This is a genomic window from Rhodococcus sp. IEGM 1370, assembly GCF_033142325.1.
GTDB lineage: Bacteria > Actinomycetota > Actinomycetes > Mycobacteriales > Mycobacteriaceae > Rhodococcoides.
In genome coordinates this window covers 331834-345900 of record NZ_JAWLRY010000003.1, presented here as the reverse complement: position 1 = coordinate 345900, position 14067 = coordinate 331834, and the positions used below count along the sequence as shown (strand labels likewise).

Here is a 14067-nt window from a genome sequence, read left to right as displayed (position 1 = left end):
ATCGATGCCATCTTCGACCACCGAAGCCGCAACTGCGGATTCGCCAGTCCCGCCCGGTACGAGACCTCGGTTTCGTGCCGGGCGGGAAGGCCGAAAGTTCAGGGGCCCTGGGTCGGTGGGGCCACTCGGTCTCGGGGTCGCCGTGTTGTGGCTGAGCGTCATCGTGTTGCTTCCTCTGGCGGCGTTGACGGTCCAGTCGTTCGACGACGGTCTCACCGGCTTCTGGAACGCGGTCACCGAGCAACGCGCGCTGGCCACGTTCAAGGTGACGTTGCAGGTGTCGGTGGCGGCGGCCGTGGTCAACCTCTTTCTCGGCACCCTCATCGCGTGGGTCCTGGTGCGGGACGAGTTCCCGGGCAAGCGATTCGTCAACGCCCTGATCGATCTGCCGTTCGCACTGCCGACCATCGTGGCCAGCCTGGTTCTGCTGTCGCTGTACGGTCCGGCGAGTCCGGTCGGGTTGGTGTTCAACGCAACCAAGCCCGCGGTGATCGTCGCGCTGCTGTTCGTCACATTGCCGTTCGTGGTGCGAGCGGTTCAACCGGTGCTGATCGAGCTCGACAAGGACGTCGAGGAGGCCGCGGCCTCGCTCGGCGCGAACAACTGGACCATCTTCCGTCGCATCGTCCTGCCGGTCCTGCTGCCGGCGATCCTCAGCGGTGGGGGGCTCGCCTTCGCGCGCGCCATCGGTGAATTCGGGTCGGTGGTGCTCATCGGCGGCAACATCCCCAACGACACACAGGTGGCGTCGCAGTACATCCGTGAGCTCATCGAGTACGACCGCCCAACCGATGCGGCGGCGATCTCCGTGGTGCTGCTGGCGATCGCGTTCGCAGTGCTGTTCGTCCTTCGCGTGGTGGGCAATCGCCTGGCCCGACGTGAGGAGCAGATCTCGTGAAAATCAGTCTGCCGATCAAGCTGACGCTGCGCACCGTAGCTCTGCTGTATCTCGCCGTTCTGGTGCTATTTCCACTCGCCACCATCCTGTTTCGCACGTTCGAGGACGGCGTCGTCACGTTCTGGGAGCAGATCACCACCCCGGCTGCACAGTCGGCACTGCAGCTGTCGTTGTTGATCGTCGCCATCGTGGTTCCGATCAACATCGTGTTCGGTGTGGTCACCGCACTGGCGCTCGTACGAGGACGGTTCCGTGGCAAAGGTGTCCTGGAAGCCATCGTCGATCTGCCGTTCGCGGTGTCGCCGATCATCACCGGCGTTGCGTTGATCCTGCTGTGGGGTGCCAACGGGTGGTTCGGCGGAGTCGAAAGCCTCGGTTTCAAGGTCATTTTCGCGCTTCCCGGCATGGTCATCGCGACGATCTTCGTCACGCTGCCGTTCGTGGTGCGTGAGGTCGAACCCGTGCTGTACGAGATCGGTGAGGAGCAGGAGGAGGCCGCCTCGACGCTCGGTGCGTCGTCGTGGCAGACGTTCTGGCGCATCACTCTCCCGGCGATCCGGTGGGGGTTGACGTACGGCGTCGTACTCACCGTCGCACGGTCGCTCGGCGAGTTCGGAGCGGTGATCATGGTCTCGACCAATCTGCCCGGTATCTCCCAAACACTGACGCTGCTGGTCAATTCACGGTACGAGGACTTCAATCAGCAGGGCGCGTACGCCGCGTCCACACTGCTCATGGCGATAGCCGTCGTCGTGCTGCTGTTGATGACGGCCCTCGACAAGAAGAGGACGAAGTAATGACCGAGACATCCCCCGAGATCGAGATCTCCGTCGTCGGTGCCAACAAGCACTACGGCGACTTCGCAGCGCTCGACGACGTCAGCATCGACATCCCCAAGGGATCGTTGACGGCGCTGCTCGGGCCCAGTGGCTCGGGCAAGTCCACCCTGCTGCGCTCCATCGCCGGGCTCGAACAGCTCGATTCCGGTCGGGTGGTGCTCGCCGGTCAGGACGTCACTTGGGTCAGCCCGCAGCGCCGTGAGATCGGGTTCGTGTTCCAGCACTACGCGGCGTTCAAGCACCTCACAGTGCGCGACAACGTCGCCTTCGGCCTGCAGATTCGCAAGCGGCCCAAGGCCGAGATCGCCAAGAAGGTCGACGAGTTGCTCGAGATCGTCGGGCTCGCCGGGTTCCAGAGTCGCTACCCGGCGCAGCTGTCCGGTGGACAGCGCCAGCGCATGGCGTTGGCCCGCGCACTCGCCGTCGACCCGCAGGTGCTGCTCCTCGACGAGCCCTTCGGCGCGCTCGACGCCAAGGTGCGTGCCGATCTCCGTACCTGGCTGCGTCGACTGCACGACGAGGTCCACGTCACCACCGTGCTGGTGACCCACGATCAGGAGGAGGCGCTCGACGTCGCCGATCGGATCGCGGTGCTCAACAAGGGCCGCATCGAACAGGTGGGTAGCCCGGAAGATCTTTACGATCGCCCGGCCAACAACTTCGTGATGTCGTTCCTGGGGCAGGTCGCCAAACTGAACGGACTTATGGTGCGGCCGCACGACATACGCGTCGGACGCGATCCGTCGTTGGCGCAGGCTCAGGCCAGCGGGACGGCCGAATCGGCCGGTGTGACGCGGGCCGTCGTCGAGCGGGTGGTACACCTCGGCTTCGAGGTGAAGGTCGAACTGAAGAATGCGGCCACCGGTGAACTGTTCGCGGCGCAGATCACCCGCGGCGACAGTGAGGCTCTCGGTCTGCGCGAGGGCGAGACGGTGTACGTGCGAGCGACTCGGGTGCCGAAGATCGCAGACGCTAGCGATGCCGACGCGATTGCTGGTGCACCGGTTCGTTGAACCGGTGCGGTAGAGCGTTCGGCTCCGGTGCTGCACCAGCTCGTGCCGCAGGAGTGGAGCCTGCGGAACGACCCATCGAGACTGCGGAGTCGTATCGCCGCGACACCAGATCTGCCAGCGCTGGATGTGCTCCGATCACCCTGGCATGCACCACATTCGGCAGGCCTGCGACCGAGGCTTCGATCCTGTCGGTGAGCAGTCCCGGGGCCAGGAACCAGGGGGCCACGACGATGCGGTCGGCTCCCAGCGCGCGCAGTTGTGCGATCGCATCGGTGGGGGACGGGGAGACCGAGGTCGCAAAGCAGGTCACAGCTCCGGCCCAGTCTGTTCCGGCGAGCAGTTTCTGCGCGATCACCCGGGTGCGCTGATTCGCCGGTGCCACTGAGGAACCGACAGCTGCAAGGGCGATGCCGACCGTCGAATCGGTTACTGCGACACCGGTGTCGGTGATCCGGTCGCGGACTGCGTCGACGAGGAGTCGGTCGTCTCCCAGAACGTCGGCCTGCGTTATCGAGACGTGCGGGTGTCGCGTTCTCGCGGCCTGCAGTAATTCGGGCAGATCGACTTTTGCGTGAAAAGCCTTGCCCAGCAACATCGGAACGGCGACGATGCGTCCGTGCCCGGTATCGGCCAGGTCGTCGACCACCTGATCGACGCCGGGCTCGGAAAGATCGAGAAACGCCACGCGCACGTCCAGATCCGGTCGCCGTCGACGCAGGGCGTCGACGGCGCGGTGGATCGTGGCGCTCGAGCGCGGGTCACGGCTGCCGTGGGCAACCGCGATCAGTGCGCTCACGCGGGAACTGCCGACCCCAGCTCGACGGCAGCCAGAGCGTTGCCCACGAGCCCGGCAGCCAACGTGTTGCCGCCGGCCGGATCGATCAGCAGGAAGCTGCCCGTGTGCCGGTTGACGGCGTAGTCGTCTGCCACGATGGGCTCCGCGACGCGCACCGAAATTCGGCCGATCTCGTTGAGCTCCAACGACTCCGGGCCTTCCTGTGCGGTGAGCTCTTGCTCGTCGAACCGCTCGATCAGTGTCCCGACGATGGCCTGGGTGGTGCGAGTGCCGTGCTTGAGCAGCAGGCGAGCGCCCGGGCGAAGCGGCTTCTCGGCGAGCCAGCACACCGTGGCCTCGAAGTCGCCGATCGGCTCCGGTGCGTCCTGCGGGGAGGCGATGGTGTCGCCGCGCGAGACGTCGACATCGTCGGCGAGGACGAGGGTGACACTGCGTCCGGCATGAGCGGTCCGCAATTCGCCGTCCGCGGTATCGATGCGCTCGACTGTCGTTCGGGTGCCGGAGGGCAGGATGACGACCTCGTCGCCGACGTCGACGGAGCCCGCTGCTACCTGGCCGGCGTATCCGCGGTAGTCCGGGAACTCTGCTGTGCGCGGCCGGATCACGTACTGCACGGGGAATCGAAGACCGACCCGGTGCGGTTCGGCGTCGACCGGAACCGACTCGAGGTGTTCGATGAGGGTGGGTCCGTCGTAGTACGGGGTCTTGTCCGACTTCACCGCGACGTTGTCGCCGTGCAGTGCGGACACCGGGATCTCGATGACGTCCTCGCTGGACCAGCCGAGGGAGGAGGTCAGCGAGTTGAACTCGGCCGAGATCTCGGCGAACACCGTTGCGGGGTCCTCGACCAGATCGATCTTGTTGACCGCGAGCACCAGGCGCGGAACGCCGAGCAGAGCGAGAACCGCTGCGTGCCTGCGGGTCTGCGTGATGACACCCTTGCGGGCGTCGACCAGCAGGATGACGAGCTGAGCCGTCGACGCACCGGAGACGGTGTTGCGGGTGTACTGCACGTGGCCGGGGGTATCGGCCAGTACGAACGAGCGGTGCGGCGTCGCGAAGTAGCGGTAGGCGACATCGATGGTGATGCCCTGTTCACGCTCGGCGCGCAGGCCGTCGACCAGTAGGGACAGGTCCGGTGTTGCGAGGCCCTTGTCCACCGAAGCCCGAGTGACGGCGTCGATCTGGTCTGCCAGAACGGATTTGGTGTCGTACAGGAGCCGTCCGACGAGCGTCGACTTACCATCGTCGACGCTCCCCGCGGTGGCGAGGCGAAGAAGCTGAGTTCCTGTGCTGCTCATCAGAAGTATCCTTCTCGTTTGCGATCTTCCATGGCAGCCTCGGAGACGCGGTCGTCGCCGCGGGTGGCTCCGCGTTCGGTCAGCCTGGACGCGGCTACCTCGGCGAGGATTGCCTGGTTGTCGGCGGCCTCGGACAGCACTGCGCCGGTGGTGGATCCGTCGCCGACGGTGCGGTAGCGCACCGACAGGGTCTGCAGCTCCTCGTTCTCGGCCGGTCCGCCCCAGACGCCGGGCGTCATCCACATGCCGTCACGCTGGTAGACGGGTCGCTGATGGGCGTAGTAGATGCTCGCCAGTTCCACGTCGTCACGGGCGATGTAGCGCCAGATGTCGAGTTCGGTGAAGTTGCTGAGAGGGAACACGCGCACCTGCTCGCCGGGGGAATGCTTGCCGTTGTACAGGTTCCACAGTTCGGGTCGCTGTTTCTTTGGCTCCCATTGGCCGAATGCGTTGCGCAGCGAGAAGATTCGCTCTTTCGCACGAGCTCGTTCCTCGTCGCGTCGGGCACCGCCGAAGACGGCGTCGAACCGATTCTCGGAGATCGCGTCCAGGAGGGGCACGGTCTGCAGTGGGTTGCGGATGCCGTCGGGGCGCTCGGTGAGGCGTCCGTCGGCGAGGTACTCCTCGACGCTGGCCACGTGCAGGCGCAGGTTGTACTTGGCGACCACGTGATCGCGGAAGTCCAGTACCTCCTGCAGGTTGTGTCCGGTGTCGACGTGCAGCAGTGCGAACGGCAGGGGAGCGGGCCAGAACGCCTTGATTGCCAGGTGCAGCAGAACTGTCGAGTCCTTGCCGCCGGAGAACAGGATGACGGGGCGCTCGAACTCGCCCGCCACCTCACGGAAGATGTGGATGGCCTCGGATTCGAGTGCGTCGAGGGTGTCGAACCGATCTGCGTCGAGATGGGTCCGACCGACGGTGGCCGAGGTGAGATCGAGTGTCATGAGGCGTGCAACCCACATTCGGTCTTGGCCTTGCCGGCCCAACGACCGCTACGCGGGTCGGCTCCGGGGGCAGGTTTGACGGTGCACGGTGCGCACCCGATGGACGGATAGCCTTCGTCGACGAGGGGATTGACCAGAATCGAATGTTCGTCGATGTAGGCCTGCATCTGCTCGTCGGACCACGGCGCGATCGGGTTGATCTTGACCAGACCGAAGGCGTCGTCGAACGAGATGAGCGGGGCGTTGGCGCGGGTGGGGGCCTCGACTCGGCGGATACCGGTGACCCAGGCGCTGTAGTTGGCCAGTTCCTTCTTCAAGGGTGCGACCTTGCGCATCGCGCAGCAGCGATTGGGCTCGCGGGCGAACAGGTCCTTGCCGTCGATCGCATCCTGTTCTGCGACAGTCTTCTCGGCTCGGGCGTTGACGACCCGGACGCCGTAGACGGACTCGACGGCGTCGCGCGTCCCGATGGTCTCGGCGAAGTGGTAGCCGGTGTCGAGGAACAGCACGTCCACACCGGGATGAATCTGTGCGGCGAGGTGAACGAGCACCCCGTCCTGCATGTTGGAGGCAACGATGAAGTCGTCACCGAAGTTGTCCTCGGTCCACTGCAACAGCTCCAGTGGGCTCGCTCCGTCGAGTTCGCGGGCACCGCGCTCGGCGATGTCCTTCAATTCCTCTACCGTCAAATTCAGCCTGGTACTCATCGCAAATCCGCCTCGTCTGCTCGCACGGCCCACTGAGCGAACCGTTCGCCGTCCTCGCGGTGCTTGTCGAAATTGCGCACCACTCTGTCGATGTAATCTCCCAGCTCGGAGCTGTTGACCTTGTGCTGGCGCAACTTTCGGCCGAACGCACTGTCCAGGCCGAGGCTGCCTCCGAGATGAACCTGGAAACCCTCGATCTGATTCCCGTCCCCGTCGTCGACCAACAGGCCCTTGAAGCCGATGTCGGCGATCTGCGATCGTGCGCACGAGTTGGGGCAGCCGTTGATGTTGATCGTGATCGGCACGTCGAGCTTGCTGTTGATGTCGGACAGGCGCTCTTCGAGCTCCGGTACGAGAACCTGTGAGCGCTTGCGTGTTTCGGCGAACGAGAGCTTGCAGAATTCGATTCCGCTGCACGCCATCAGGTTCTTGCGCCAGTGCGAGGGTCGGGCAGGTAGGCCCAACGCATCGAGGTCCGAGATCAGCTGTTCGAGCGTTTCGTCGGGAACGTCGAGGACGATCAGCTTCTGGTACGGCGTGAATCGCACGCGATCCGACCCGGCCTTCTCGGCGGCGTCGGCGACGGCGGCGAGGATGGTGCCGGAGACGCGGCCCGCGATGGGTGCCACCCCGACGGCGTTGAGGCCGTTCTTGAGCTTCTGGATCCCGACGTGATCGCGGGGCCGAGCGGGCTTCTCGGGTGCCGGGCCGTCGATGAGCTTGCGGTGCAGGTATTCGTCCTCGAGGACCTGGCGGAACTTCTCGATGCCCCAGTCCTTGATGAGGAACTTCAGGCGTGCCTTGGTACGAAGCCGGCGGTAGCCGTAGTCACGGAAGATCGAGACGACGCCTTCCCACACGTCGGGAACGTCCTCGAGCGGAACCCAGACGCCGACTCGCTGAGCGAGCATGGGGTTGGTGGACAGGCCGCCGCCGACCCACAGGTCGAGTCCGGGCCCGTGCTCGGGATGCACGACGCCGACGAACGCGCAGTCGTTGATCTCGTGCACCACGTCCTGCAGGCCCGAGATCGCCGTCTTGAACTTGCGCGGCAGGTTGGAGTACTCGGGCTTGCCGATGTAGCGCTCGACGATCTCGTCGATGGCGGAGGTGGGGTCGAGGATCTCGTCGACGGCCTCGCCCGCGAGCGGGGAACCGAGCACCACTCGGGGGCAGTCGCCGCACGCCTCGGTGGTCTTCAGGCCGACCGCTTCGATTCGACGCCAGATCTCGGGGACGTTCTCCACCTCGACCCAGTGGAACTGCACGTTCTCCCGATCGGAGAGGTCTGCGGTGTCGCGACCGAACTCCTGGGAGATCTGCGCCAGAGTGCGCAGTTGCTCGAGGTTCAGCGCACCGGCATCGCACCGGATCCGCATCATGAAGTACTTCGCCTCGAGGAGGTCGATGTTGTCGTCACCGGTGAAGGTGCCGTCGTAGCCCTGCTCACGCTGGGTGTAGAGGCCCCACCAGCGGAAGCGGCCGCGAAGATCGCCCTTGTCGATGCTGTCGAACCCCTGCTTGGAGTAGATGTTCTCGATGCGGGCTCGCACGTTGAGCGGGTTGTCGTCCTTCTTGGACTGCTCGTTGGCGTTCAGTGGCTCCCGGTACCCCAGTGCCCACTGTCCCTCGGCTCGACGCTTGGTCGGCCGCGGTGTGCGCTCCCGTGGTGTGACGGAGGCAGCGTCGGTGGTCGCGTCGCTGGTCGACGACATGCATTGCTCCTGCATCTTTGTGCTGGCCGGTACCCGGCACGAGCGCAGATGAGTGCGCTCGCGACGACAGTGGGAAACCGGTGGATCGAATGGACGTGCTCGAAGGAGGGCTGGTCAGCAGCCGGTCGTGTATCGACACGACGCGCTGCAGACACGGCCGAGATCGACATGGCGGCGCGCCACGAGTCGAATTCCTGAGTCGGTCACGGGAGTCATTGTGCCACGTCATCGGGGCGATGGACGACCGCGGCGGCTATTTACCCCGATTTCGAGGTAAATAGGCTGGCAGGGCGGGTGGGATCGGGTAAGCCCGAACTCTGGGACACTGGAGGGCGTGAATACCGTCGTACCCGTCCCGTCCACCTTCGAGTTGCCGACCGAGGCGTTCGACGGAGTGGGGGACCGCGCGTTCGGGATCTACGTGCACGTTCCGTTCTGCGCCACGCGGTGCGGGTACTGCGACTTCAACACCTACACGGCGGGTGAGCTGGGCACATCGGCGTCGCCGCAGTCCTGGCTGGAGGGCCTGCGACGTGAGTTGGACACCGCCGCGGGGCTGATGCAGGCCCGCACGGGTCGCGTTCCGACGGCAGACACCGTCTTCGTCGGCGGTGGCACGCCCTCGCTGCTGGGGGGCGACGGTCTGGCCGACGTCCTGGGTGCGGTTCGGTCCAGTTTCGGATTGACCGATGGCGGCGAGGTGACCACGGAATCCAACCCGGAATCGACGTCACCGGAATTCTTCGACCGGCTCCGCGACTCGGGCTTCACCCGCATCTCGCTCGGAATGCAGTCCGCTGCACCACATGTGCTTGCCGTCCTCGATCGCACCCACACGCCCGGTCGAGCGGTCGCCGCGGCAAAGGAAGCGCGCGCGGCCGGTTTCGAGCACGTCAATCTCGACCTCATCTACGGCACTCCCGGCGAGCGAGACAGCGATCTGGACCAGTCCCTCGCGGCAGTGCTCGAGGCCGGCGTCGACCACGTCTCGGCCTACGCGCTGATCGTCGAGGACGGCACCGCCATGGCCCGCAAGGTTCGCCGCGGTGAGTTGCCTGCACCCGACGACGACGTGCTGGCGAGCCGATACGAACGCATCGACACGGCGATGAACGCCGCAGGGCTGTCCTGGTACGAGGTGTCGAACTGGGCCACCGACGCCGACGCGCAGTGCCGCCACAACATCGGCTACTGGGACGGCGGCGACTGGTGGGGCGCTGGGCCCGGTGCGCACAGCCACATCGGCGGCACCCGGTTCTGGAACGTCAAACACCCGGCCGCGTACGCCGATCGCCTTGCCGCAGGACACCTACCGGTGCACGGCAGCGAATTGCTCAGCGCCGAGGATCGACACCTGGAAGAGCTGATGTTGACCGTCCGTCTCCGCTCGGGAGTGCCGATGAGGTTGCTCGGGCCGGCCGAGCGCGCCGCTGCCGAACAGACCGTCGCAGACGGGTTGATGGTGCGCCGCGGAGAACGACTCGTGCTCACCGACCGGGGCCGATTGCTGGCCGACGCGGTGGTGCGCACCATCGCTGCCGCCTGAACAGTCTGTTTCAGGCTCCGAGGGCGTCGTAGTCGAACACCCTGGCGTGCAACACCGTTCGATTGCGCAGTGCCGCACGCACTGCGCGGTGCAAGCCGTCTTCGAGGTAGATGACGCCGCGGAACTGCACCGCGTGGGGGAACAGATCGCCGTAGAAGGTGGAGTCCTCGGACAGCAATCTGTCCAGCTCGAGCACCTTGGTGGTGGTGACGATCTCGTCCAGACGCAGCTGGCGTGGCGGGATTCTCGACCAGTCTCTGATGGACAGACCGTGCTCGGGGTACGGCTTTCCGTCACGAACACCCTTGAAGATCATCGCGAGCCTCGAGCCGCTGGACCGAATCGAAAGAACGTTTCCACTCGGACCACAGTAAGGCCTTGCACGAGCATGCGTTCGCCGGCTACTAGACTCGAGCGACGATTGGAAACGAGAACGGAGGTGGGCACCGATGTCGAGCACCGACGACAGGCGGTTCGAGGTTCTACGAGCGATCGTGGCGGACTACGTGTCCACCCAGGAACCCGTCGGTTCACGTGCCCTGGTCGAACGCCACAACCTGGGGGTGTCCAGTGCAACGGTGCGCAACGACATGGCCGTGCTCGAGGCCGAGGGATACATCGCGCAGCCGCACACCAGTTCCGGTCGGGTGCCGACCGACAAGGGCTATCGGCAGTTCGTCGACCGAATAGCGGACGTCAAGCCGCTGTCCGCGGCCGAACGCCGCGCCATCCTCGAGTTCCTCGAGAACGGCGTCGACCTGGACGACGTGCTGCGACGCGGCGTCCGCTTGTTGGCCCAGTTGACCCGGCAGGTTGCCGTGGTGCAGTACCCCACGCTGTCGGCGTCCTCGGTTCGCCACCTGGAAGTGGTGGCGCTCACTCCGGCCCGGCTGCTGCTGGTGCTCATCACCGACTCCGGGCGAGTCGATCAGCGCATCGTCGAACTCGGTGACGTCATCGACGACGAGAATCTTGCGCAGCTGCGGCGTCTTCTCGGCGGTGCACTCGAGGGCAAGCGTCTGGCGGCGGCATCGGCTGCGGTGGCCGAACTCGCCGAGAACGCTCCACCTGCGCTACGCGACGCGATGATTCGATCGGCCACGGTGCTGGTGGAATCGCTGGTGGAGCATCCCGAGGAACGCCTGGTTCTCGGCGGTACGGCGAACCTGACGCGCAATGCCGCCGATTTCGCCGGCGACGCGGGGTTTCCCGGATCGCTCAGGGCGGTACTCGAGGCGCTGGAAGAGCAAGTGGTCGTCCTCAAGCTGCTCGCAGTGACGCAGGACACCCGCACCGTCACGGTGCGGATCGGCGAGGAGACGCAGGTCGAGGAAATGCGCGGGACATCGGTGATTTCCACCGGGTACGGGTCGGCTGGCATGGTCCTCGGAGGAATGGGTGTTCTCGGGCCGACCCGAATGGACTACCCAGGAACAATTGCGTCGGTCGCCGCGGTTGCCAGGTACATCGGCGAGGTCCTGGCCGAGCGCTGAGACGAGCGAGAATCGATCGAACGCCGGCGGCGGGGGCACGGACGGCCGGCACACAGCTTCACCGAACGAGATTCATCTTCTAGGACGAAAGAGACGACGTGGCACGGGATTATTACGGGACTTTGGGCGTCGGCCAGCAGGCGACGGACCAGGAGATCAAGCGCGCCTACCGCAAGCTGGCGCGAGAGCTGCACCCGGACGTCAACCCGGACGAGGCCGCGCAGGCTCGGTTCAAGGACATCTCGACCGCATACGAGGTGCTCTCCGATCCGGAGAAGCGTCGCATCGTCGACCTCGGCGGCGACCCGCTGCAGCAGGGCGGCGGCGGAGGCGGCGGCGGTGGTGGATTCGGTGGAGCCGGATTCGGCGGCGGCCTGGGAGATGTGTTCGAGGCGTTCTTCGGCGGCGGCGCGGGCGGATCCCAGCGCGGGCCCAAGGGGCGCGTCCAGCCGGGAGCGGATTCGCTGTTGCGTACCAAGCTCACCCTCGACGAGTGCGCCACGGGCGTGACCAAGCACATCACCGTCGACACGGCGATTCTCTGCGACCTGTGCACGGGCTCGGGCACCAACGGCGACTCCAAGCCGGTTCGCTGCGATACCTGCGGCGGTGCCGGTGAAGTGCAGTCGGTGCAGCGCTCGTTCCTCGGCCAGGTCATGACCAGCCGCCCGTGTCCCACCTGCCGCGGCGCAGGCGAGACCATTCCCGACCCCTGCCGCAAGTGTGGCGGCGACGGTCGCGTCCGGTCGCGTCGCGACATCTCGGTCAAGGTGCCGGTCGGCGTGAGCAACGGCATGCGCATTCGACTGGCCTCTCAGGGCGAGGTCGGTCCCGGCGGCGGACCCGCGGGAGACCTGTACGTGGAGATCGTCGAACAGCAGCACGAGGTGTTCGTGCGCGACGGTGACGACCTGCACTGCACCGTCCGTGTTCCGATGGTCGACGCCGCTCTCGGCACCTCGGTCAACATCGACGCGATCATCGACGGACCCACCGAGATCTCGATCGAGCAAGGCACACAACCGAATTCGACGACGGTGCTGCGCGGTCACGGTATGCCCAAGCTGCGGTCAGGTATTCGCGGCGATCTGCACGCGCACCTCGAGGTCATCGTGCCGACCAAGCTCGACAGCAAGCAGACCCATCTGCTCGAACAGCTCAGGTCGATGCGCGACCGTGACTCGGCGGAGGTCGTCACCACCGGTTCGGCGCACAGCGGCGGCCTGTTCTCGCGGTTGCGGGAAGCGTTCAGCGGTCGCTGATCGATGGCCCCGACGGTCTTCTACCTCTCGCCTCTACCGAACGTCGGCGAGCTCGCGGTGCTCGACGGCAAGGAAGGGCACCACGCCGCGACGGTGAGGCGCATCCGGGTGGGCGAGCGGGTGTTGCTCGGTGACGGAGCGGGCGGCCTGGCCGACACGGTCGTGGCCGCAGCGGAGAAGAACCGGCTCGAACTGGCCGTGCAATCGCGCAGTGAGATGCCGCGTCCCACTCCGGTGGTGACGCTGGTGCAGGCATTGCCGAAGGCGGACCGATCGGAGCTCGCCGTCGAGCTGGCCACGGAAGCGGGCGTCGATGCTGTGGTGCCCTGGCAGTCCGCGCGATGCGTCGCACGGTGGGAGGGCCCGAAGGCAGCCAAGGGCGTCGCGAAGTGGCGCAGCACCGCGGCGGAAGCAGCCAAGCAGTCGCGTCGGGCATTCATCCCCGAGGTGTCCGAGCTGCACGATTCGCGGGAGGTCGACACTTTCGTACGCGGCGTCGTGGAGCGCGGCGGGATCGTCGCCGTGCTGCACGAGGCGGCTACTTCGGCGTTCCGGGACCTGCCGTTCGACTCGGTTCCCGAGGTCGTGATCGTGGTCGGACCCGAGGGCGGTCTCGACGACAGGGAGGTCGCCGCTCTCACCGAGGCGGGTGCGACGCCGGTGGTGCTGGGCCCGACGGTGCTGCGGACCTCGACGGCAGGAGCTGTGGCTCTGGGCGCGCTGGGCGTCCTGACCTCGCGGTGGACCCAACTCCCGCCCGACTTCCAGAACGCATGAGCGCGCGGATCAAGATCGCGTACGGCGATCATCCGGAGCAGTTCGGCCACCTCTACCTGCCGGCCGAGCCGATGGATCACCGGACGCCGGTGGTCGTGGTGGTACACGGCGGGTTCTGGAGCGGACAGTACGGATCGAACCTGGGCACCCAGTTCGCTCGCGCAGTCGCCGGAGCCGGAGCGGTGGCGTGGAACATCGAGTACCGACGCGTCGGCGCAGGTGGGCACTGGCCGGAGATGCAGTCCGATGTGACTGCGGCACTCGACGTGGTTGCCGGGGAACTGCAGCAGCACGCCCCGGTCGGGATCGACGACGTCCGCGTCATCGGCCACTCCGCCGGCGGTCACCTGGCCGTGTGGCTCGGCGGCGAGACCGGCACGAAGGTCCGCCCGTCGCGCATCGTCTCGCAGGCCGGAGTACTCGATCTCGAGCCGCGCGGTGCGTCGGGACGGACGAACCCGGCGGTCGAGGCGCTGTTGCAGGCCCGATACGAGGACGACCCCGAGCTGTACCGGTCGGCCTCGCCTGCGGCCCGGACGCCCATCGGCATCCCGACGATCGCCCTGCACGGATCCGAGGACATCCAGGTGCCCGCGGCGCAGAGCGAGCGGTACGTAGCGCTGGCGTGCGCTGCCGGAGACGACGCCCGACTGACGATCGTGCCGGGGGAAGACCACTTCGCTTTCCTGAATCCCGATTCCCGGTGTTGGGCGCTCTCGCTCGACGCCGTGCTCGGTGCCACCAGCGAGTAATGGGAATGCGCATCGTTGCTGCGG

At 66.2% G+C, this 14067-nt stretch carries 14 protein-coding genes; 8 read left to right on the top strand and 6 right to left on the bottom strand.

The genetic code is table 11. From position 1 onward, the window contains the following. The first annotated feature begins 4 nt into the window (after window positions 1-4). The 3 genes from cysT to R4P47_RS08005 are packed head-to-tail and all read left to right on the top strand — an operon-like array spanning window position 5 to window position 2750. A complete protein-coding gene (gene cysT, locus R4P47_RS08015) occupies window positions 5-898 on the top strand; it encodes a sulfate ABC transporter permease subunit CysT (RefSeq protein WP_262498381.1) in 894 nt (297 codons plus the stop codon). Continuing rightward, a complete protein-coding gene (cysW, locus tag R4P47_RS08010) occupies window positions 895-1695 on the top strand; it encodes a sulfate ABC transporter permease subunit CysW (protein ID WP_317784454.1) in 801 nt (266 codons plus the stop codon). Before cysT ends, cysW begins: the two co-directional genes overlap by 4 nt. Beyond that, entirely contained in the window at window positions 1695-2750 is a 1056-nt protein-coding gene (locus tag R4P47_RS08005) for a sulfate ABC transporter ATP-binding protein (protein WP_317784453.1), read from the top strand. Before cysW ends, R4P47_RS08005 begins: the two co-directional genes overlap by 1 nt. Here R4P47_RS08005 and R4P47_RS08000 read toward each other — a convergent pair. From R4P47_RS08000 to R4P47_RS07980, 5 genes are read right to left on the bottom strand one after another with little or no spacing between them, the layout of a single operon-like run. Beyond that, the gene (locus tag R4P47_RS08000; RefSeq protein WP_317784452.1) at window positions 2710-3546 is read right to left on the bottom strand and encodes a sirohydrochlorin chelatase; all 837 of its coding nucleotides are present in this window, start codon (window positions 3544-3546) and stop codon (window positions 2710-2712) included. The genes R4P47_RS08005 and R4P47_RS08000 overlap by 41 nt on opposite strands. Further along, a complete protein-coding gene (locus R4P47_RS07995) occupies window positions 3543-4847 on the bottom strand; it encodes a sulfate adenylyltransferase subunit 1 (RefSeq protein WP_094612786.1) in 1305 nt (434 codons plus the stop codon). Before R4P47_RS07995 ends, R4P47_RS08000 begins: the two co-directional genes overlap by 4 nt. Beyond that, window positions 4847-5791 carry a sulfate adenylyltransferase subunit CysD gene (cysD, locus tag R4P47_RS07990; RefSeq protein ID WP_037193075.1) on the bottom strand — a complete coding sequence of 315 codons (945 nt, stop codon included), beginning with the start codon at window positions 5789-5791 and terminating at the stop codon, window positions 4847-4849. Before cysD ends, R4P47_RS07995 begins: the two co-directional genes overlap by 1 nt. Beyond that, window positions 5788-6498, bottom strand: coding sequence for a phosphoadenylyl-sulfate reductase (locus R4P47_RS07985; RefSeq protein WP_317784451.1), 711 nt, complete (start codon window positions 6496-6498; stop codon window positions 5788-5790). Before R4P47_RS07985 ends, cysD begins: the two co-directional genes overlap by 4 nt. Then, a complete protein-coding gene (locus R4P47_RS07980) occupies window positions 6495-8213 on the bottom strand; it encodes a nitrite/sulfite reductase (RefSeq protein ID WP_317784450.1) in 1719 nt (572 codons plus the stop codon). The genes R4P47_RS07985 and R4P47_RS07980 overlap by 4 nt, the downstream gene beginning before the upstream one ends. A 334-nt stretch (window positions 8214-8547) precedes the next feature. Here R4P47_RS07980 and hemW point away from each other — a divergent pair, with 334 nt between their 5' ends. Next, window positions 8548-9759, top strand: coding sequence for a radical SAM family heme chaperone HemW (hemW, locus tag R4P47_RS07975; protein ID WP_317784449.1), 1212 nt, complete (start codon window positions 8548-8550; stop codon window positions 9757-9759). Window positions 9760-9769: 10 nt separating this feature from the next. Here hemW and R4P47_RS07970 read toward each other — a convergent pair whose 3' ends face one another. Continuing rightward, the gene (locus tag R4P47_RS07970; RefSeq protein ID WP_008715485.1) at window positions 9770-10075 is read right to left on the bottom strand and encodes a type II toxin-antitoxin system VapB family antitoxin; all 306 of its coding nucleotides are present in this window, start codon (window positions 10073-10075) and stop codon (window positions 9770-9772) included. 133 nt (window positions 10076-10208) lie between these two features. Here R4P47_RS07970 and hrcA point away from each other — a divergent pair, with 133 nt between their 5' ends. The 4 genes from hrcA (at window position 10209) to R4P47_RS07950 (ending at window position 14043) form a co-directional block, all read left to right on the top strand. Beyond that, a complete protein-coding gene (hrcA, locus tag R4P47_RS07965; RefSeq protein WP_027497502.1) occupies window positions 10209-11252 on the top strand; it encodes a heat-inducible transcriptional repressor HrcA in 1044 nt (347 codons plus the stop codon). A 98-nt stretch (window positions 11253-11350) separates the two neighbouring features. Continuing rightward, complete coding sequence (dnaJ, locus tag R4P47_RS07960; protein WP_317784448.1) at window positions 11351-12514, top strand: molecular chaperone DnaJ; 1164 nt, start codon at window positions 11351-11353, stop codon at window positions 12512-12514. A gap of 3 nt (window positions 12515-12517) precedes the next feature. Continuing rightward, window positions 12518-13291, top strand: a complete 774-nt coding sequence (locus R4P47_RS07955; protein ID WP_317784447.1) for a 16S rRNA (uracil(1498)-N(3))-methyltransferase — start codon at window positions 12518-12520, stop codon at window positions 13289-13291. Further along, window positions 13288-14043, top strand: a complete 756-nt coding sequence (locus tag R4P47_RS07950) for an alpha/beta hydrolase family protein (protein ID WP_317784446.1) — start codon at window positions 13288-13290, stop codon at window positions 14041-14043. The genes R4P47_RS07955 and R4P47_RS07950 overlap by 4 nt, the downstream gene beginning before the upstream one ends. Window positions 14044-14067 lie beyond the last annotated feature (24 nt).